The sequence below is a fragment of the Atlantibacter sp. MEI4A-1023 genome, from assembly GCF_056155425.1.
Genome location: NZ_CM149568.1, coordinates 4,011,634 through 4,031,774 on the forward strand (window position 1 = coordinate 4,011,634; position 20,141 = coordinate 4,031,774).

21 protein-coding genes and 3 tRNA genes are annotated in these 20,141 nt (G+C 53.2%); 14 read left to right on the forward strand and 10 right to left on the reverse strand.

Features of this window, described 5'->3' with window-relative positions; translation table 11 throughout:
- Positions 1-6 precede the first annotated feature (6 nt).
- The 6 genes from ACVV26_RS18980 to ACVV26_RS19005 all read right to left on the reverse strand — a co-directional run bounded on the left by ACVV26_RS18980 (position 7) and on the right by ACVV26_RS19005 (position 4,553).
- A complete protein-coding gene (locus tag ACVV26_RS18980; RefSeq protein ID WP_002437547.1) occupies positions 7-168 on the reverse strand; it encodes a DUF1328 domain-containing protein in 162 nt (53 codons plus the stop codon).
- A 130-nt stretch (positions 169-298) separates the two neighbouring features.
- Positions 299-922: a molecular chaperone OsmY gene (gene osmY, locus ACVV26_RS18985; RefSeq protein WP_474798804.1), complete on the reverse strand. Its 624-nt coding sequence runs from the start codon at positions 920-922 to the stop codon at positions 299-301.
- Between the two features lie 416 nt (positions 923-1,338).
- A complete protein-coding gene (prfC, locus tag ACVV26_RS18990) occupies positions 1,339-2,928 on the reverse strand; it encodes a peptide chain release factor 3 (RefSeq protein ID WP_474798806.1) in 1,590 nt (529 codons plus the stop codon).
- Positions 2,929-3,025: 97 nt separating this feature from the next.
- Positions 3,026-3,703, reverse strand: a complete 678-nt coding sequence (gene yjjG / locus ACVV26_RS18995; RefSeq protein ID WP_474798808.1) for a pyrimidine 5'-nucleotidase — start codon at positions 3,701-3,703, stop codon at positions 3,026-3,028.
- A gap of 24 nt (positions 3,704-3,727) precedes the next feature.
- On the reverse strand, positions 3,728-4,171 hold the full coding sequence (gene rimI, locus ACVV26_RS19000) for a ribosomal protein S18-alanine N-acetyltransferase (protein WP_474798810.1): 444 nt from the start codon (positions 4,169-4,171) through the stop codon (positions 3,728-3,730).
- Positions 4,140-4,553, reverse strand: coding sequence for a DNA polymerase III subunit psi (locus ACVV26_RS19005; RefSeq protein WP_474798812.1), 414 nt, complete (start codon positions 4,551-4,553; stop codon positions 4,140-4,142). The genes rimI and ACVV26_RS19005 overlap by 32 nt, the downstream gene beginning before the upstream one ends.
- Positions 4,554-4,679: 126 nt before the next feature.
- Here ACVV26_RS19005 and rsmC point away from each other — a divergent pair, with 126 nt between their 5' ends.
- From rsmC to ACVV26_RS19025, 4 genes are all read left to right on the forward strand, one after another.
- Positions 4,680-5,711 (forward strand): 16S rRNA (guanine(1207)-N(2))-methyltransferase RsmC, encoded by a 1,032-nt coding sequence (rsmC, locus tag ACVV26_RS19010; RefSeq protein ID WP_474798814.1) that lies wholly within the window; start codon positions 4,680-4,682, stop codon positions 5,709-5,711.
- Between the two features lie 122 nt (positions 5,712-5,833).
- A tRNA-Leu gene (locus ACVV26_RS19015) sits at positions 5,834-5,920 on the forward strand.
- Positions 5,921-5,949: 29 nt separating this feature from the next.
- Positions 5,950-6,036 (forward strand) — tRNA-Leu (locus ACVV26_RS19020).
- A gap of 30 nt (positions 6,037-6,066) precedes the next feature.
- Positions 6,067-6,153 (forward strand) — tRNA-Leu (locus tag ACVV26_RS19025).
- A 32-nt stretch (positions 6,154-6,185) separates the two neighbouring features.
- On the opposite strand, the gene ACVV26_RS19030 is transcribed toward ACVV26_RS19025, so the two are convergent.
- Entirely contained in the window at positions 6,186-6,422 is a 237-nt protein-coding gene (locus tag ACVV26_RS19030) for a DUF1435 domain-containing protein (RefSeq protein WP_312985471.1), read from the reverse strand.
- A gap of 255 nt (positions 6,423-6,677) precedes the next feature.
- Here ACVV26_RS19030 and ACVV26_RS19035 point away from each other — a divergent pair, with 255 nt between their 5' ends.
- The gene (locus tag ACVV26_RS19035) at positions 6,678-7,745 is read left to right on the forward strand and encodes a GGDEF domain-containing protein (RefSeq protein ID WP_312985473.1); all 1,068 of its coding nucleotides are present in this window, start codon (positions 6,678-6,680) and stop codon (positions 7,743-7,745) included.
- Positions 7,746-7,825: 80 nt separating this feature from the next.
- Positions 7,826-8,614 (forward strand): siderophore-iron reductase FhuF, encoded by a 789-nt coding sequence (gene fhuF / locus ACVV26_RS19040; protein ID WP_474798816.1) that lies wholly within the window; start codon positions 7,826-7,828, stop codon positions 8,612-8,614.
- 30 nt (positions 8,615-8,644) lie between these two features.
- On the opposite strand, the gene ACVV26_RS19045 is transcribed toward fhuF, so the two are convergent.
- Complete coding sequence (locus ACVV26_RS19045; RefSeq protein WP_474798818.1) at positions 8,645-9,988, reverse strand: PTS sugar transporter subunit IIC; 1,344 nt, start codon at positions 9,986-9,988, stop codon at positions 8,645-8,647.
- 314 nt (positions 9,989-10,302) lie between these two features.
- Here ACVV26_RS19045 and ACVV26_RS19050 point away from each other — a divergent pair, with 314 nt between their 5' ends.
- Positions 10,303-10,761, forward strand: coding sequence for a YbaK/EbsC family protein (locus ACVV26_RS19050; RefSeq protein WP_474798820.1), 459 nt, complete (start codon positions 10,303-10,305; stop codon positions 10,759-10,761).
- 45 nt (positions 10,762-10,806) lie between these two features.
- Here ACVV26_RS19050 and bglJ read toward each other — a convergent pair whose 3' ends face one another.
- Both bglJ and ACVV26_RS19060 read right to left on the reverse strand, forming a co-directional pair.
- Positions 10,807-11,454 carry a DNA-binding transcriptional activator BglJ gene (gene bglJ, locus ACVV26_RS19055; protein ID WP_474798822.1) on the reverse strand — a complete coding sequence of 216 codons (648 nt, stop codon included), beginning with the start codon at positions 11,452-11,454 and terminating at the stop codon, positions 10,807-10,809.
- A complete protein-coding gene (locus tag ACVV26_RS19060; RefSeq protein WP_474798824.1) occupies positions 11,430-12,134 on the reverse strand; it encodes a helix-turn-helix domain-containing protein in 705 nt (234 codons plus the stop codon). Before ACVV26_RS19060 ends, bglJ begins: the two co-directional genes overlap by 25 nt.
- A gap of 825 nt (positions 12,135-12,959) precedes the next feature.
- On the opposite strand from ACVV26_RS19060, the gene ACVV26_RS19065 reads away from it, so the two are divergent.
- From ACVV26_RS19065 to dsdA, 7 genes are all read left to right on the forward strand, one after another.
- Positions 12,960-13,736, forward strand: a complete 777-nt coding sequence (locus ACVV26_RS19065) for a threonine/serine exporter family protein (protein ID WP_312985487.1) — start codon at positions 12,960-12,962, stop codon at positions 13,734-13,736.
- Complete coding sequence (locus tag ACVV26_RS19070; protein WP_312985489.1) at positions 13,727-14,200, forward strand: threonine/serine exporter; 474 nt, start codon at positions 13,727-13,729, stop codon at positions 14,198-14,200. Before ACVV26_RS19065 ends, ACVV26_RS19070 begins: the two co-directional genes overlap by 10 nt.
- Positions 14,201-14,325: 125 nt before the next feature.
- Positions 14,326-14,871 carry a primosomal protein DnaT gene (gene dnaT, locus ACVV26_RS19075; protein WP_474798826.1) on the forward strand — a complete coding sequence of 182 codons (546 nt, stop codon included), beginning with the start codon at positions 14,326-14,328 and terminating at the stop codon, positions 14,869-14,871.
- Positions 14,872-14,873: 2 nt separating this feature from the next.
- The gene (dnaC, locus tag ACVV26_RS19080) at positions 14,874-15,614 is read left to right on the forward strand and encodes a replicative helicase loader DnaC (RefSeq protein ID WP_474798828.1); all 741 of its coding nucleotides are present in this window, start codon (positions 14,874-14,876) and stop codon (positions 15,612-15,614) included.
- 133 nt (positions 15,615-15,747) lie between these two features.
- A complete protein-coding gene (locus tag ACVV26_RS19085) occupies positions 15,748-16,251 on the forward strand; it encodes a YjjA family protein (RefSeq protein WP_474798830.1) in 504 nt (167 codons plus the stop codon).
- 240 nt (positions 16,252-16,491) lie between these two features.
- The gene (gene opgB, locus ACVV26_RS19090; RefSeq protein ID WP_474798832.1) at positions 16,492-18,783 is read left to right on the forward strand and encodes a phosphatidylglycerol--membrane-oligosaccharide glycerophosphotransferase; all 2,292 of its coding nucleotides are present in this window, start codon (positions 16,492-16,494) and stop codon (positions 18,781-18,783) included.
- A gap of 36 nt (positions 18,784-18,819) precedes the next feature.
- The gene (gene dsdA, locus ACVV26_RS19095; RefSeq protein WP_474798834.1) at positions 18,820-20,136 is read left to right on the forward strand and encodes a D-serine ammonia-lyase; all 1,317 of its coding nucleotides are present in this window, start codon (positions 18,820-18,822) and stop codon (positions 20,134-20,136) included.
- The last annotated feature ends 5 nt before the right edge of the window (positions 20,137-20,141 follow it).

The window sequence follows — 20,141 nt, forward strand, 5'->3', positions numbered from 1 at the left end:
ATCACACTATGGACGTCTGCGGCCCATGAAAAGGCTGACCAGGAACAGAATGATACCGACTACGAAGACAATTTTAGCTGCGCCAGCCGCTGTACCGGCCAGGCCACCAAAGCCTAACGCCGCGGCAATCAACGCAATCACGAGAAAAATAATGCCCCAACGAAACATAAGACTCTCCTTTACCATAGTTTAATTGCTACCGCTTCTGAGCAAGCCCGGCTTACCGGCGGTGTTATCTGGTGGTGATGCTTACCATCTCTCCCGGTTCTCACCAGGAGAGGGGGTTTCGTGGTGTGAATTACTCAACTTTCAAATCGTTTTTAACGCTTTTCACACCATCAATGGCTTTGGCGATGCTCTCAGCACGTTCGGACTGTGCTTTGGACTCGACCGTACCTGAAAGCTGTACCACGCCATCGGTGGTCTCAACCTTCACTTTACGTGAAGGAACGATGTCATCGGCCAGGAACTTGGCTTTGATTTCACTGGTGGTAGCGGCATCACCTGCATAACCTTTTGCAGAGTCGGTTTTGGACCCGGATTTGCCATCACGCACATGGAGCTTGTCGCTTACTGAGTCGACACCTTCAACGCCTTTGGCGACTTTCACAGCCTGTTCAGCCTGCGCCTGGCTTTCTACGAAGCCGCTCAGAGTGACCACTTTCTTATCGGTTTCTACCGAAATATCGGTGCTCTTGATGTTCTCATCGTCCACCAGAGCCGCTTTTACTTTCGCTGTGATAGCACTGTCATCCATGAAATTACCGACTTTATTCATAGAGTTATCGATTTTTTGCCCTGCGCTATCCGCCGTTGATTCGACTTTGTTCATGGTTTCGGATTCAGCCAGCGCGGAACCGGAAGCCAGTGCAGAGCCCAACAAAACAGCCATCAGAGTTTTTGAAATCTTAGTCTTGTTCATCGATTCATTCCTGTAGGTTTGCCCAGAATTTGAGCCTTGAGCTACTTACCGAGTAGCCTCTCCTTAAGCAGCAACGCCGTCACGGCAGTTGCTAAATCACCAAGAATCAATGGATTACAGCAGAAACAATCCTGTTCACTACTTTTTTACATCACATTGTCATTCTTAGCTGTTAATATCGTGATTGAAACCAATATCAGGATTAACCGTCAAAAAACCTAAGTTAGATGACACATTAACCCGGCAATCTGTTCTTCACTTTGTTAAATATAGATCACAATCTTGAAAACGCCTGGTTGACTGCGCGAAAAATGAGCAAACCGGCAACAAACCAGGGAAATTAAGAACAATCCGCAAGGGACTAAAAAGACAGGGAAAGTGACGGGACGCGGCGTGTGCCGCGTCCTGGGAGAGGATTAATGCTCGCGGGTTTTACGGAACGTCACGTCAGGGTAACGTTCCTGGGTCAGATTGAGGTTAACCATCGTTGGGGCGATGTAAGTGAGATTATCGCCGCCGTCCAGCGCCAGCTGAATTTCGTTTTTACGCTTGAACTCTTCGAACTTCTTCACGTCATCGCTTTCCACCCAACGCGCGGTCGCTACGTTGACTGATTCGTAAATCGCTTCAACGTTGTACTCGCTTTTCAGGCGCGCCACGACTACATCAAACTGCAGCACACCTACCGCGCCGACGATCAGATCGTTGTTGGCGATAGGACGGAACACCTGTACCGCCCCTTCTTCGGATAGCTGAACCAGCCCTTTAAGCAGCTGTTTTTGCTTAAGCGGATCGCGTAGACGAATGCGGCGGAACAGTTCCGGCGCGAAGTTCGGGATACCGGTGAACTTCATCATTTCGCCCTGGGTAAAGGTATCGCCAATCTGGATAGTGCCGTGGTTATGCAGACCGATGATGTCCCCAGGATAGGCTTCTTCTACGTGCGAGCGGTCGCCCGCCATAAAGGTCAGCGCGTCGGAAATGACCACGTCTTTGCCGATACGCACCTGGCGCAGTTTCATGCCCTTTTCGTATTTGCCGGACACCACACGCATAAACGCCACGCGGTCGCGGTGTTTCGGGTCCATGTTGGCCTGGATCTTAAATACGAAGCCGGAGAACTTCTCTTCCCGGGCTTCCACTTCGCGGGTGTCGGTTTTACGCGGCATCGGCGCAGGTGCCCATTCCACCAGGCCATCCAGCATATGATCCACGCCGAAGTTGCCCAGCGCAGTACCGAAGAAGACCGGCGTGATTTCGCCGCTCAGGAACAGTTCCCGATCGAATTCATGGGAAGCGCCCTGCACCAGTTCCAGTTCGTCGCGCAGCTGCGCCGCCAGATCCTCACCCACTGCCGCATCGAGTTCCGGGTTGTTCAACCCTTTAACGATACGCACTTCCTGGATGGTGTGGCCTTTACCGGTCTGGTAGAGGTAGGTTTCGTCTTTATAAAGGTGGTAGACGCCTTTAAACAGTTTTCCGCAGCCGATCGGCCAGGTGATCGGTGAGCAGGCGATTTTCAGTTCGTGCTCGACTTCATCCAGTAGTTCCATCGGATCGCGAATATCGCGGTCCAGTTTGTTCATAAACGTCAGGATCGGCGTGTCGCGCAGACGGGTCACTTCCATCAGCTTGCGGGTACGATCTTCAACGCCCTTCGCGGCGTCGATCACCATCAGGCAGCAGTCTACCGCCGTCAGGGTACGGTAGGTATCTTCAGAGAAGTCTTCGTGGCCCGGGGTGTCCAGCAGGTTCACCAGGCAATCGTGATACGGGAACTGCATTACGGAGGTGGTAATAGAAATACCACGCTGCTTTTCCATTTCCATCCAGTCGGATTTGGCGTGCTGGTTGGAGCCACGGCCTTTTACCGTACCGGCGGTCTGGATCGCCTGTCCGAACAACAGCACCTTTTCGGTAATGGTGGTTTTACCGGCATCCGGGTGAGAGATGATGGCAAAAGTGCGGCGCTTGGCCACCTCTTGCAAATAAGGAGACAAGGTCATAATCAAATCTTCTTCATAAGGGCATGGGCAGGCCATGCGACTGGAAATCGAAAAATGCGGCTATTTTACCTGGCTGGTAATCTCAGACAATCAGTGTTTAGTGTTTACACAACAGCTGCTCCAGTTCACTTAACGACGAAACCTGCCAGGTGGGTTTGATCTCTGGCGGCAACGTGCGTCCGCTTGAGCTCAGCCAGCAGGTCGCCAGCCCGGCGTTGATGCCGCCCAGAATATCGGATTCCGGCGTATCGCCCACCATCAGCACGCGCGAGCGCGGCGGGTTGCCCATTTTCTCAAAAGCATAATCGAAGATCCGCGCATCGGGTTTGGCTACGCCAACCTGCTCGGAGATCACTAATAAATCAAAATAGTCGCGCAGACCGGTGCGCTCCAGACGAATTTCCTGCAACGCGGTAAAACCGTTGGTGATGATCCCCAGTTTTACTTTCCCTTTTAGCGCATTAAGCAGCGATACCGCGCCCGGCAGCGGGGCGCAGATTTCCGCCATCGCGTTCAGGAATGCGTCATTCAGTGCGCCTGGGGCGACATTTAAACGTTCTGACCAGTTTTGAAAGCGGTTATGTTGCAGTTGCAGCGCGGTAATAGCACCGTTCTGGTAATCGACCCACAACGGCTTGTTGATGGCCTGGTAATCCTGGAAATCTTCAACGGTAAAGGTCACGCTGTAGTCGAGAAACATCCGCTGTAAACCGCCGAACGAGTCAAAGGTAAACAGCGTTTCGTCAGCATCAAACAGTATCCAGTCCCAGTTCATCACTTCACCTATCTTGTTGTGTTATCAACCCAATGGCAGGGCCATGATAATGGCGTCTTCACGGCCATCCGCAGTGGGGTAGTAATTACGGCGTATTGTTGCTTCGTTAAAGCCGAGGCTCTCATAGAGCGCGATGGCGGCAGTATTGGAAGCACGGACTTCCAGCCAGAGCGTAAACACGTCGCGTTGTTCTAACGCGCTAATTAAATGTTCCAACAGCTGGCGACCCAATCCCCGGCGCTGATATGCCGGATCGACGGCAATATTGAACAGCGTCGCTTCATCCAGCACCACCTGAGTGATGGCGAATGCGGCCATCTCGTCCGCCACATCCAGCCGGAAACTGAGATAACGTTCGCCCTGGTTGCTGGCAAAGGTTTTTTGACTCCAGGGGAACGCGTGGGCGCGCTGTTCAATGGCAAATGCCCGGTCGAGGTCACTGCTCGTGAGTAAAGAGATCGTGTTCATGTTCGCAAATGTGTTGCCATAATGCGGCGCGCGCCGCGGGGTCCTGGCGCAATTGATCCAGCGTCTGGGTGCGTAATGCCGTGCCGTCCAGCGAGGACAGCGGCTCCACACCTAACCACAGGCTTACGCAGCGGCTGTCAGCGGGCAGCATTTCCACCCGGTCAGGCGTCAGCGCCAGCACCTGATCGGGGCTAACGCCAAGCGTGAGCAGCAGATCGCGGATGAGCGGCGCAGTTAACGCTGGCAGCGCGTCTGCCACCATTACCAGGCGAATATGGGCGGGCAGCGAGATGGCGATTTCGCCCTGCAACGCCGTCGGGCGACGCAGCACCCACTGAGTGATGCCCAGTTGCTGTAATTGCCAGTCGCGTCGGGATGTCATCGCAAAGCCTGCCTCATTGCCGGAAGGGCGCAAATATAGCAAATCCGAGCAGCCTGCGCCAACAAAGGTGCAGCCGCAAGCGGGTCAGGGTTATAATCGCCGCCTACGTTTATACAGGAGAGTTTCATGTCTGCTTTTACCCCGGCAAGCGAAGTCTTGCTGCGCCACAGTGATGATTTTGCCGAAAGCCGCGTGCTGTTCGCCGGAGATCTTCAGGATGACCTGCCCGCCCGGTTTGAAACCGCAGCCAGTCGCGCTTTCACGCAATTTTATCACCATTGGCAGACGCTCTCCCAGACGATGGGCGACAGCGCGCAGTACGGCCTGACCGTGGACGCCGACTTTATCGCCGACAGCGATACCCTAATTTACTACTGGCCGAAGAACAAGCCGGAAGCCCAGTTCCAGCTGATGAATCTGCTGTCGCTGATGCCGATTGGCTGCGATGTGTTTGTGGTGGGCGAAAACCGCAGCGGCGTGCGCAGCGCCGAGCAAATCCTTGAGGACTTTTGTCCGCTGAACAAAATCGACAGCGCGCGCCGTTGCGGGCTGTACCACGGCCGGCTGGAAAAACAACCGGAATTCGACGCCGACGCATGGTGGGGCGACTATCAGTTCGACGGGCGGACCATCAAAACGCTGCCGGGCGTGTTTAGCCGCGATGGGCTGGATGTGGGTAGCCAACTGCTGTTATCCACTTTTACGCCACACACCAAAGGTAAAGTGCTGGATGTGGGTTGCGGCACGGGCGTGTTGTCCGTGATGCTGGCCAGCCATTCGCCGAAAGTGCGTTTAACGCTGACCGATGTGGGCGCTTCGGCGGTAGAAGCGGCAAAAGCAACCCTGGCGGCTAACGAGCTGGAAGGCCAGGTCTTTGCCAGCAACGTCTATTCCGATGTGAATGGCCGCTTCGATATGATCATCTCCAATCCGCCGTTCCATGATGGGATGCAAACCAGCCTGGACGCGGCGCAACAGCTGATCCGTGGGGCGGTGCGCCATCTCAATATCGGCGGCGAACTGCGCATCGTCGCTAACGCCTTCCTGCCCTATCCAAATGTGCTGGATGAAGCCTTCGGCAACCATGAAGTGCTGGCGCAAACCGGGCGCTTTAAGGTCTATCGCGCCGTGATGGGCCGCGGCGCGAAGAAGCGTTAAACCTGACGTGTGTCGCTTTTTAAGCCAATCAGGAAAGCGACACCAAATTAACTGTTGACGACGCTCAGAAAACATCTAGAATGCGCCTCCGTGGTTGCAATACTTCCTGGTATTGCTGGTACGCGAAGGTGGCGGAATTGGTAGACGCGCTAGCTTCAGGTGTTAGTGTCTTAACGGACGTGAGGGTTCAAGTCCCTCTCTTCGCACCAACAACCACGCAAAATATCGTTCGCACTGCGCGAAGGTGGCGGAATTGGTAGACGCGCTAGCTTCAGGTGTTAGTGTCTTAACGGACGTGAGGGTTCAAGTCCCTCTCTTCGCACCAATGCGATGACGATATTTATCTTTACCCTGTGCGAAGGTGGCGGAATTGGTAGACGCGCTAGCTTCAGGTGTTAGTGCCTTAACGGGCGTGAGGGTTCAAGTCCCTCTCTTCGCACCACGCTTTACCCCCTCTTGTTTGACTTCCCTGTTTTAAAACCACTGTAAATTTAACGCAATCAGCATCAGCCCGCTGGTTAACGCTATGCATGACGGCAACAACACGAAGTGACGCAGCCGCTTATGATAAAGCATGCCCGACGTCGCCAGCAGCGCCAGTACCACTACGCCCCGCCACTGTTCGAAGGTTAATCCGCTAAACGCCAGCACGGTCACCACCACGCCCGGCAGTACAATCCCCCATCCACTTTCCAGCGCTTTTTGCAACATGGCTACGCCTCTTACACTGATAACTCAAATGGCAATGATAAATTATATCATATGATATAAATTCTCATTTGCAAGTCTTCTGTTGTTAAGCGAACGTTGAGTTTTACGGGCAATTAATGACACGAATTGATGAAGGTGATAGATTGAGCAAATTGATAAAGATCATTAATTCTGGCTCGATCATGACCCACTTTCCGCCTGTTAGCCTTTATCTCCCCTCAACCTGACATAGCGCGTGTAAACAACGACTTAGATATGACGTCTCAAACCTGGCGATCGCTACTTCAAGAGAAGTACCAACTCTCATTACGCCTGTTTCTGTTTCTTAATGCGTTGTCGGCATTATTTAGCATGCTGAGCCCATTGTTCCGCGTAAAGATGATTACCGTGCCGCTGGTCACCCTACTGGCGCTCAGTATCGGGTTATTGATATGGCGTTGGGTTAGCCAGGCGCGCACCATTAGCCTGAATCTGATCTCTCTTTTATTTGGCTCGCTCTGGGCCTGGCATATTTATCTTAAGCAACCTCATATTCCGCAACACGAATCCTCCTACCTGATCATTGCGTTAATGAGCGTGCTGTTTGTCGGCGCACTGGCATTTATTAATAACCTTAAAGCATTTATTTGCCATTGCCTGCCGGTGATCCTGACCGTGGTATGGCTGGATCAGGGGCAACACACTATCCGCATGCTGTACGCCGTGGCGCTACCGATGGTGGGTATTGTGATCCAGCATCTTATTCAGAAGCGCAACGACGCATTTGCTCAGGGCCTGATGTTTAAGCTGATGGAAGAGAAAAAAACGCTCACCGATTTAAGCATGGTCGATCCACTCACTGGCTTGTATAACCGGCGCGGCTTTCAAAACCGGCTGGAGAACCTGTTTGCATTAGGGTCGGAACGTAACGTGGTGGTGGTGCTGGATATCGACCACTTTAAGGCTTACAACGACCATTACGGCCATATGATGGGCGACCAGGCGCTGGCCCGCGTGTCAGCGGCCATCCGCGATGCGGTGCGTTCGCGGGATATCGTGGCGCGTTTTGGCGGTGAAGAGTTTCTGGTGTTATTAACCAATACCGATCTGGAAATGGCACGCAAAACCGCAGAGCGGATACGCCAGCGGGTATTTGATCTGCGTATTCCCCACCGTTTTAATGCCGAGGTCGCCACGAATGTGACCATCAGTATTGGCCTCGCGCCAATGCACGAACGGGATTTTAACGACGCGTTTAAGCTTGCGGATAAAGCCCTGTATAAAGCCAAGCATCTGGGGCGCAACCATATTCTCACCAGCGAAGAGATGGAAACTGAACAGTAGCCGATGAATCCGCTTGCCATCGGCAAAACCCATCGTTAGGATTGGCAATCATTATCATTTAGATTTGCTATTCAGTGCATATGGCTTACCTTTCGCTTCAGTTGGAAAACGCTGCCGTCGCGTCGCCTGCCCCGTTTAACGATACGGCAATGCTCGCAGATGCGCTCCGTCACGCCCTGCGCGAGCACCATCCGCATTTACTCGACACCGTAAAGTTCGATGAACCGACGCCTATCAACGCGCTGACGCTGTCGCACTGGGCGCAGCCTGGTACGTTGAACGCCCTGATGGCGACCTATGGCGATCATATTTACGCCCAACATACTGAACAGGCGCGGGAAGTAAAACCGCTGAAGTCCCTGTGGGCGCAATGGTATGTGGGCCTGCTCACACCTGCGCTGATGGCGATTGTGCTGACGCATCCGCAAGGCTTGCGTCTTTCCCCGGATGTCATTCGGGCGCGTTTCCATGAAACGGGCCGTGTGGAATCGTTCTGGATTGATGTCTACCCGGATCCCGAACTGGCGAGTCTTAGTTTACGCGAGCGGATGGAGTACCTGGTCGGCAATGTGCTGATGCCGGTGGTCGACGCGCTGGAAGAAAGCGGCGATATCAACGGGCGCCTGATATGGAGCAACACTGGCTATCTGATCAACTGGTTCCTGGGCGAATTAAAGCCGCGCCTGGGTGAAGCCGCCTGGCAATTGCTGCGCCAGGCCTGCTTCTTTGAAAAAACGCGTCTGGATGGACGTGACAACCCCCTCTATCGCACCGTTGTACCGCGTGAAGGATTACTGGTGCGCCGCACCTGCTGCCAGCGTAACCGTCTGCCTGGCGTTCAGCAATGCGGCGACTGCACGCTGAAATAATCAGCCCGCGTCCCGCACGGGCTGGCATCCTCACGCTACCTGCTGACTATCGGCCTCATGCGCCTGGCTTTCCGCCGCTTCCTGCGCCAGCAGCTGTTTTTCATACACTTTGAAAAACGGGTAGTAAATAATGGCAGACACTACCGCCAGTACAATCACTAACAGCGCGGCCCGGTAATCCCAACCTAGCGCCCAGGCACCGCCAATCGGCGCTGGCGCAGTCCAGGGCACCACCGAAATTACCCGGCTAATCAGATCGAATTTCATAGCCGCCCAGGCAAGCACTGCATTAACCATCGGCGCCAGCAGGAACGGGATAAAAAATACCGGATTCATGACAATCGGCGTACCGAAGATAACCGGTTCGTTGATGTTGAACAGGCTGGGCACCACGCTCAAACGCCCAATCGCCCGCAGATGCGCTGATCGGCTTCTCAGATAACAAATCACCAGCCCCATAGTCGCGCCTGAACCACCGACCACGATAAAAAAGGTCCAGAACGCCTCCATAAAGATATGCGGCAAGGGTGCGCCCTGCGCCAGCGCGGCCTGGTTTGCAGCAAGGTTGGTTAGCCAGAACATTTGCAGCATCCCGGACACGATGGCCGCACCGTGAATGCCGGCAAACCACAGCAGATGGCCGATAAGTACCGCCAACAAAATCGCCGGTAACGAATCTGCTGCCGCCACCAGTGGTTTAAAAATCGACATGATCGCTTGTGGGATCAGCATATCGAACTGCGACTGGATCAGCAGGCTGAGCGGGTAAAGCGTAAGCACGACCACCAGCACCGGGATCAGCAAGTCAAACGAGTTCTTGATCATCGGCGGCACCTGATCAGGCAGGCGAATGCCGATATTGTGCGTTTTCAAAAAACGCATCATCTCAACGCAGTAAATTGCCACCAGAATGGCGGTGAAAATGCCGGTGCCGCCAAGGCTATCTCCTGGCAACGCGCCTTTAGTTTTCGGCGCGGCTACCAGCAAAAACGCCATCAGCGACAGCATCGCCCCCATAAAGGGATCAAGCTGGTGACTCTTCATGTAGTGTTTGCCGAGGTTATAAGCAATGGCCACGCAGATGTAGATCGACATGATCCCCATAGTCATATCAAACGGCGACAGGATCTGCCCTTCGAATTGTTTCGCCAGCGCCAGCCAGCTACGGGCGAAGCTCCAGGTCGTATCCGGTGAAAAGGGCGGATAGGCGAAAACCAACAGGAACGAACCCACGATCATAAACGGCATGGCAGAAATAAAGCCATCACGGATGGCCATAACGTGGCGCTGGGAGGAAATGCGCACGGCGACGGGACTGACATAGTTTTCTACAAAGCGGAAGATGACATTGAATGCAGCATGATTGGCAGACATCGCAGTTCTCCTGTCAGGCGATGAAATGCAGATGCCAGCACTACGACGACCACTGTGCATCCTTTCCCATACACCCTGCGTAAAGCACGGTAAAAGAGAGGGTTAGAAGCGACTAATCGAATGAATCAGAAAGAGATAACGAACTCAGTATTAATCCGCCCCACCAGGCCTGCAACCGGTTACAGTGTCCACTTTTTGTCATTGTGAAGAAGATCGCTAATTGGTCTGGTGTTAACGGCAGGTGAAAGATTGTCAATTTACAAGCGCAAAGCCGCTGTGCCAGATTAATGGGCGACATGATGCAGGAGCCCATAATGAGTATTGAGTCTGTACGTAAATTTTTAGCTGAGCACGCCCCGGATATCGACATCATCGAATTAAATCAAAGCACGGCGACGGTAGCCCTGGCAGCGGCCGCGCATAACGTTGAGCCCGGCCAAATTGCAAAAACGTTATCGCTGAAAGTGAAAGAAGAGATTATCCTGGTCGTCGCAAAGGGTGATGCGCGGCTGGATAATAAAAAACTTAAGGCTACTTTTGGTGCTAAGGCGCGCATGCTGAATAGCGATGAAGTTGTCACATGGACGGGACATCCTGTTGGCGGGGTATGCCCATTCGGGCTGGAGCACCCTCTCACGGTCTATTGCGACGTTTCGCTGCAAACGTATCAGGAAGTGTTACCCGCAGCGGGCGCCATCCATAGCGCCGTACGTATTTCTCCCCAGCGGCTGGCGGAACTCACCGCCGCGCACTGGGTTGATGTGTGTCAGTAAGTCTCGCGCGATGCATTATTCAGGCCCGGTTCCGGCCTGAATAACTTACAAAAAGTTATTGCGATAGCGCAGGATATCCGCCGCATCTAACAGCCCGGCATCATTATTGACACCCAACTTCAGCATGGCATTAAATTTATGCGCGCGTATCGTTTTGATGTTCCTCTCAAGACAGGACGCGATCTGCGAAACAGAATAACCATCTGTCAAATAGCGCAGGATGACGCGCTCGGTAGGGCTAAGCAAGCGCGGGCTATTACTAATATACCAGTGGTTAGCGCTGTTCTCGGTAGCGCGCCCTGAATCATTCAGCAATGCTGAAAGCTCGTCATAGAAGCGCACCACCGGCGAATCCTTATTCACCACGCCGCTGATCATCGTTTGCGACAGCTGGGTAATTAATTTCGCTTCATCAGTACCATTCACCATAACAATACGTTTCAGGCTCGGCTGTACGGAGGCGATTTCGCTAAATAATTGCAGACAATCCCGGCGATGCTCCCGTGATCCGGACAGCGAAAAAATAACGCCGTGGAACGGGATATGCGCACGCATTTGCATAAACTCATCCCGGTTATTAAAAAAGGTGACGCGGTATTGAGATTGCTTCGCAAAAAGCGCTTTCATTCCTGCGGCAATTAATGCGCAGGTTTCTATTACCGCAATGTTTAGTTCACTGCCATATTGTTCCATTGTTGTGTTTCCCTGTGCATAGATAATAAATTCAACTCCTTTAACCCCTGGAAGCTATTTATCCACCCATACATTTCAGCATTGGATTTCAGCGCCAGGCGACGCATTGCACTGTGTTTTTGAGCGCTAATGGTTTTATTACTTTTCTTAAGCAGTTGAGCTATCTGGTTGATACCCCAACCTTTCGCTAACAACCGTAAGACTTGTTTCTCTGAAGCCGTTAATAACGGCGTGTTTTCATCATCACTGTTGCCATCCTCTTTGGTGGCCAGGAGTAAATGGCTGATCCGTTCGACTTTCTGGCTCCCCAGGAAAATGGCATTGGCTATGATTTCTGTGGATTCGCACGTTGATAGCAACGTGGTTTCTGGGCGCATCAACCATTCGACCGCCCTGGCAAAACATGCTCTGGGAACTAAAAACACCCAGTGAATCTCCCGGAAACGGGAGATCAAGGAATAGTAAATATCGCATTCACGGGCAAGTTTTTGCTCGTCACCACCCAGCTCAGCGATAACTACCGAGGCTCGCATTAATTCGCTGTTACCGATGTTTTTCACATCGGTAAAATGCACCAGCCCCATTCGTTCGATATGACTATCGACGACTTTCTGAAGTCCCGTATGCATTAAAGGCGTTTCGCTAACGACAATTCCTTGCCTGTTGTAAATGGGCAACACACTTCCTCCATGAATATTTTATAGATATTCTTATCCTGTATGATTTAAGCTTTTACAATATTTTAATTAATAGATTGAGTTTACTCTCAAGCATCGAAAAACCGCAGAACACGAATGCATTCTGCCTGAGGCACGATTAACTTAAGAACATTCTAAAAATGCGCTTTCAAAGAGTCAATATGTAGCAATAAAAAGTGAATTAAGAATAAATTCATAACGAAAGAAAAGAGTTACAAACTGAAACCAATACTGTCCATTAATAAACATTAATCGCTATTACGCTCCCTCTTAATAGCCATCAAATGGTTTTAGATTAATTAAATACATTATTTAAAAATAGTGTCCCCAATACAGAAAGCTGAACAGGTTATCCATAATCATACAAAAGACAGTTAATAAATAACCACTTTTGATTTAACGAGGCGAGTAACGCCTCGTTTTATCGATTTTTTGATAGCTATTCCTTTATTGAGGTCGGCTTACGGGCAGCCAGCTAAAAAAACCATCAAAAACAGGAGAGCCAAAGCTGTCGAAGTCCAAATGATAGAAATAATTTAAAAAATAGATAACCCACCGATTACAATATTTTTTAAAAGCAGTTTTCCTCTCTTTATTTAGCATGGTTGGCCCAAAAAACCTGCCCCTTCGAAACAAACCACCAAAAGGTGTTTTGGTTGCAAAACTTCGCAGAATTTATGCCTTATCCAGATCCAGCAAGCGAATAACTTTCTGCTGAAAAATTGATCCTGATGACTAAATGTTATGCTGACCGATATGTTAAAACCGTTCTCTTCTCTTTTTGTTGTCGAGTGTTTTGCCTGAACCATGGAACAAGAAGTTGTTACGCAGCGGGAAGTCACCCGCTTATGTATTCAGTGCGGTCTGTTTTTATTACAGCACGGTGCCGAAAGTGCGCTGATTGAAGAACTGTCGACCCGGTTAGGGTTGGCGTTAGGTATGGACAGCGTGGAAAGCTCCATTTCTGCAAACGCTATCGTGCTGACGACCATTAAGGACGATCAATGCCTGACCTCAACGCGCAAAAACGTCGATCGCGGCATTAATATGCATGTGGTCACTGAGGTTCAACACATCGTGATTCTGGCGGAGCATAAACTCATCGATCTCCCAACGGTGAAAAAACGCTTTAATCAGATTAAGCCATTGCGCTATCCGCGCTGGCTGGTAGTTACGATGGTGGGGCTGTCCTGCGCCTGCTTCTGCAAACTAAACAACGGCGGTTGGGATGGCGCGCTGGTGACCTTTATCGCCAGCGCCGTGGCCATGTATGTGCGCCAGGTCTTTACCCAGCGCCACCTGCATCCGCAGATCAACTTTTGTCTGACGGCGTTTGTCGCCACCACAGTATCCGGCTTGCTGCTTACGCTTGCCCCCTTTCTTCACACCTCAACCGTGGCGATGGCCGCCAGCGTATTATTGTTGGTGCCCGGTTTCCCGCTGATAAATGCCGTGGCGGATATGTTTAAAGGCCATATCAACACCGGCCTGGCACGCTGGGCGATGGCAAGCCTGTTGACGCTGGCGACCTGTATTGGCGTGGTGATGGCATTATCACTGTGGGGGCTGCGCGGATGGGCGTAATCGATTTTATCCTCGCGCTGCTTCAGGACATGCTGCTATCTGCCATTCCGGCGGTAGGATTCGCGCTGGTATTCAACGTGCCACAGCGGGCGTTGCCGTGGTGTGCGTTATTGGGCGCGATAGGTCATGGTTCGCGGATGGCGATGATGACGGCGGGATTCAATATCGAGTGGAGCACGTTTGTCGCCTCAATACTGGTGGGCATTATCGGCATCCGCTGGTCGCGCTGGTATCTGGCGCATCCCAAGGTGTTTACCGTCGCCGCCGTGATCCCGATGTTCCCGGGGATCTACGCTTATACCGCCATGATCTCCGCTGTAAAACTCAGCCACTTCGGCTACAGCGACCCGCTGATGGTGGCGCTGGTCACCAATTTCCTGAAAGCCTCTTTTATTGTCGGCGCGCTGTCTATTGGCCTCTCGCTGCCGGGGTTATGGTTATACCGCAAAAAGCCCCGCGTCTGATCGTCATGAATGTCGGGGGAAGCGTCAAAAGCATCCCCCGACTGTGCTACTATGGAAAGTGCATCGCCAGCCAGGACTGATGCTTGTCAGCCCGTGTAGTTAACCTCCTGTTTTGAGAACGTTTTATGTCTTCCAAAATCCTCACACCCGACGTTATCGGTATTGATGCCTTTTATCACGACCCGCAGGGCGCCCTCTCCCGCGCTGACAGCGGGGCGCTGGCGGTCTTTAAAGATAACGCCCCGGCCTTTTACGCCGTATCGCCTGCCCGCATGGCGGAGCTCATTGCGCTTGAAGCCCGGTTAAACGCGCCGCAGTCGGATGTCGCCCTGGAAGATCAGCTGTTTGATGAACTCACCGCGCAAAGCCATCCGGTGCCGGTGCCGCTGGGCAAATTCGCCATGTATCCGGCATGGAAACCCGATGCCGATTTCCAGCGTATGGCGGCGCTATGGGGTGTTAACTTAATCCAGCCGGTGACCGACGAAGAACTGGCGACGTTTATCAGTTACTGGCAGGCGGAAGGCAAAGTCTTTCATCATGTACAGTGGCAGCAGAAACTGGCGCGCAGCGTGCAAATCAGCCGGGCCAGCAACGGCGGCGCGGCGCGACGCGACGTTAACAGCGTGCCGCAACCCGATAACAGCATTCCCGATGGATTCAGAGGCTAACGATGAAACACGTCACTGACCTGATGACGCGGCTGAAAAAGATGATGCCCCGCGATGTTAAACCGGCGTTCACCACCGCCGAAGAGCTGCTCGCCTGGCAACAAGAGCAAGGCAAACTGCGTTCGGCCTCCATCGCCCGCGAAAACCAGGCCATGAAAATGCAGCGTACCTTTAAGCGATCCGGCATCCGTGAACTGCATATGAACTGCTCGTTCGACAACTATCAGGTCGAAACGGAAGGACAGATGAAGGCGCTGGAACGCGCCAGGAAATACGCGGCGGAGTTTGACTGCAACATCGCCAGCTTTGTGTTTTCAGGCCGTCCTGGCACTGGCAAAAACCATCTGGCCGCCGCCATCTGCAACGAACTGCTGCTGCGCGGCAAATCGGTGATGATCATTACCGTGGCAGATATTATGTCGGCGATGAAAAACACCTTCAGCGATGGCGCGGATACTACCGAAGAGCGGCTGATTAACGATCTCAGCACCGTAGATCTGTTGGTGATCGATGAGATCGGTATGCAGACCGAATCGCGCTACGAAAAAGTGATCATTAACCAGATCGTCGACCGCCGCTCTTCCTCCAAACGCCCCACCGGGATGCTCACCAACCTGCCTATCAAAGAGATGAATGCGCTGCTCGGCGAACGCGTCATGGATCGTATGCGGCTGGGCAATAGCCTGTGGGTGAACTTCGACTGGGACAGCTACCGCAGCCGTGTCACCGGTCGTGAAGTGTAAAAGCGCCAGATAACTCCGAAACAGCAGGCGCCAGGTTCTGAAACGCCTGCTCCCCTCTCCTTCCTTCCCCTGGGCCCGGTATACACTAGCCACGACTTTTGCCTGCACCCAGGCCAACCATGAGATCGTGCCGATGAAATCAGTAACACAGATGTTTCAGCTTGCCGCCTGTGGCGCAATGTTGATGGCGACCAGCAGCTATGCCGCGACCTGGCAAGAGAGCTTATCCAACGCCGCCAGCCAGTTGAGCCAGTCCCAGAGCCAGACCACAGCCAGCGGTACGCAAAGCAACTCGCTGTCCTCGCTCAGTGGTCTGCTCACCGGCGGAACCCAGGCGTTAAGCTCAGAAAATATGCCTAACGTGGCGGGCATCCTCGGTTACTGCATGAAGCAAAAACTGGTTTCCGCGACCAATACCGAAAACGTTAAAAACCAGATTATGGAAAAGTTAGGCTTGAGCACGCCGCAGGCGCAAACCACCACGCCAGATTACACCGAAGGGCTGATGGGGATGCTGAATACGGCAAAAGGCGAACAGCTTGACCTGGCGACCATTGGCAATTCGCCATTAGCGGAAAAAGTGAAAACCAAGGCGTGTGATCTGGTCCTCAAGCAGGGCGTTAATTTCCTGATGTAACTTCCCAACGGGTGTTTTTTTGCACCCGTTGTCTCCTTATTTCCCCCACACTTTGCCGCTACACTACCTGCCAACACGTAATGTGCGCGCAATCAAATAATCCCATAACTAAACCAATTCTTAACCACTACAGACTTTGATGACACTAGAATTGCAGCTGTGTTACCGAAAAGTTAGATTGTGCTGTTAAAAAAGATGATTGACTGAACAGGCGTGGTGCCTGCTGGTGAGGATTTGGCGTTGTCAGAACTGCTCTCGGTTGTTTTATTTATCGCCTCGATCGTGATTTATTCCCTCAAGGCGGGCCGTAATACCTGGTGGTTTGCCGCCACCCTGGTGGTTCTTGGCCTGTTTGTTATTTTAAACATCACCCTTTATGCCAGCGACTATTTTACCGGCGACGGCATTAACGACGCGGTGATCTACACGCTAACCAACAGCCTGGCGGGCGCGGGCATTGGTAAATACTTGTTGCCTGGCGCTGGTCTGATTGCCGCGCTGGTGCTGGTGTTTGGCGCGCTGGCCTGGGTGTTACGCCGCCGCCGTCATCGCCCTTACCATTTTGGTTACAGCCTGCTGGCGCTGGTGATGGCGCTTGCCTCCGTGGACGCCAGTCCGGCGTTTCGCCAAATCAGCGAGCTGGTGAAGTCGCAAAGCCGCGACGGCGATCCTGATTTTGTGGCGTACTACAAAGAGCCGAAAAAGGTCATTGATAATCCGCAGCTCAACCTGGTGTATATCTATGGCGAAAGCCTGGAACGCACCTATTTTGACGACCAGGCCTTCCCCGGCCTTACGCCGGAGCTGGGCGCGTTAAAAAATGAAGGGATCGATTTCAGCCAGACCGCACAACTGCCGGGCACCGACTACACCATCGCCGGCATGGTGGCCTCTCAGTGCGGTATTCCGCTGTTCGCGCCGTTTGAAGGCAACGCGTCGGCGTCCATGTCGAGCTTCTTCCCACAGAATATCTGCCTTGGCGATATCCTGAAAAACTCCGGTTACGAAAACCACTTTGTCCAGGGTGCCAGCCTGCGCTTCGCCGGGAAAGACGTATTTTTAAAATCCCACGGTTTCGACCATTTATACGGCGCGGATGAGCTGAAAAGCGTGGTTGCCGATCCGCATTACCGCAACGACTGGGGCTTCTACGACGACACGGTTCTCGACCAGGCGTGGCAAAAATTCGAAACGTTATCCAGAGAAGGCAAACGCTTCTCCCTGTTTACCCTGACGGTGGACACGCATCACCCGGATGGCTTTGTATCACGCACCTGCGAGCGCAAACGTTATGAAATCGATGGCAAAGCCAATCAGTCTTTTAGCGCGGTAACCTGTAGCCAGCAGCACATCGCGGCATTTATTAATAAAATCAAAGCGTCACCGTACTATAAAAATACCGTTATCGTGGTCTCTTCCGATCACCTGGCGATGAACAACACCGCCTGGAAATACCTCAATCAGCAGGATCGCAACAACCTTTTCTTCGTGCTGCGCGGCGATAAGCCCCAGCAGGAAGTGATGGCGGTTAAACGCAACACCATGGATAACGGCGCGACGGTGCTGGACATCCTGGGCGGCGATAACTTTATTGGCCTCGGGCGCAGCAGCCTGTCCGGGGACTCGTTGTCCACCGTGTTCCTGAACATGAAAGAGAAAGTACTGGCCTGGAAGCCGGATGTGATCCGCCTGTGGAATTTCCCGCGCGAAATTAAAGACTTCACCATCGATCAGGAAAAACAGACCATCGCGTTTTCCGGCTCGAACTTCCGCCTGCCGCTGCTTCTGCGGGTATCGGATAAAAAAGTCGAACCGCTGCCGGAAAGCGAATACTCCGCACCGCTGCGCTATCAACTGGCGGATTTCGCTCCGCGCGATAACTTTATCTGGATCGATCGCTGCTACAAAATGGCTCGCCTGTGGTCTTCACAGTGGGCGTTATCCACCGACTGGTGCGTGTCGCAAGGCCAGCTAGGCGGCGAGCAGAAAATCAGCCATGTCGATAAACCGAAGTGGCAAGGCAAAGCGGCGTTTCGCGATACGGTAATCGATACCCTGCGCTACCAGGGTAACGTCGACATGCTGAAAACCGTGGATAACGACATTCGCTACAAAGCCGATAGCTTTGTGTTCAACGTCGCTGGCGCGCCGGAAGAGGTAAAAAGCTTCAGCGGAATTTCCCGCCCGGAATCCTGGGGGCGCTGGTCCAACGCGCAACTGGATAAAGAAGTAAAGATTGAATACAACCAGCCGCTGCCGGAGAAATTCGAGCTGGTGATCACCGCCAAAGCCTTTGGGCCGAACGCCAACCAGCCGATCCCGGTACGGGTCGGCAACAGCGAACAGACCCTGACGCTGGGCAATGACGTCACCACCACCACCCTGCATTTCGATAACCCGTCACGCAGCAATACGCTGGTGATTGTGCCCCCTGCCCCGCAGGAAACCAACGAAGGCAATATTCTCGGCCATTCGCCGCGTAAGCTGGGCATCGGGATGGTGGACATTAAGGTAGTGAAATCCGAAGGCTGACGGGTAAGATGGGCTCAATAACGACAAGGAGCCCCCATGCCTGCGCCAACTGTTCCGCAACTGGTCAGCCGCTTTCCGCTGCTGAACGAGCTTATCGCCCTGCGCGAAACCCAGTGGTTTAATCCTGCCGTCACTTCGCTGGTTGAAGGATTGCCCTGGGTTGGTTTAACCCATCACGATGTGCAAGACGCTGAAGCCCGTCTGCAACGCTTTGCGCCCTGGATAGCCCACGTTTTCCCGAAAACCACTGCCAGCGGCGGGATTATCGAATCCCCCTGCGTGGCCATCCCCGCCATGCAAAACGCGCTTGAAGCGCACTATGCGCAGCCGCTGCCTGGCCAACTGTGGCTCAAAAAAGACAGCCATCTGCCGGTCTCTGGATCGATTAAAGCGCGTGGTGGGATCTACGAAGTGCTATTTCATGCCGAGAAACTGGCGCTTGAGGCGGGTCTGCTTCAGCTTACCGATAATTACCGCAAACTGGCGGACCTGCCGTTTCGCCAGTTCTTCAGCCAGCACCGTATCGCGGTCGGTTCCACCGGTAATCTGGGGCTGTCTATCGGCATTGCTTCCGCAAGGCTGGGCTTTCAGGTGAGCGTGCATATGTCGGCGGACGCGCGGGAATGGAAGAAAGCGCTGCTGCGCGCCAACGGCGTCACGGTGGTGGAATACGCGGATGACTACAGCGTCGCCGTGGAACAGGGCCGCCGCGAGGCGGAACAGGATCCGCGCTGTTTCTTTATTGATGATGAAAACTCCCACAATTTGTTTCTGGGTTACGCGGTGGCGGGCGGCAGGCTAAAACGCCAGTTCGCAGACGCGGGAATTAAGGTGAATGCCGACCATCCGCTGTTTGTTTATTTGCCCTGCGGCGTCGGCGGCGGCCCAGGCGGCGTGGCGTTCGGCCTGAAGCTGGCGTTTGGCGATGCGGTACACTGTATTTTCGCTGAGCCGACCCACTCGCCCTGTATGTTGCTCGGCGTCCACACTGGCCTGCATGACGCTATTTCGGTGCAGGATCTGGGGATTGATAACCAGACCGCCGCCGACGGTCTGGCGGTGGGCCGCGCCTCCGGTTTTGTGGGCCGGGCGATGGAGCACTTAATCGACGGCTATTACACCCTGAGCGATGACACGCTGTTCACCCTGCTGGGTATGTTGAACCAGCAGGAACATATCGCGCTGGAGCCCTCCGCGCTGGCCGGTATGCCCGGCCCGTGGCGCTGGGATGACGCCTATCGCCGCCGCTTTAGCGAGCAGGCGCTACGCAACGCCACCCATCTGGTCTGGGCCACTGGCGGCGGCATGGTGCCCGCCGACGAGATGGCGACATACCTCGCCCGCAGCCGTTAAGCATA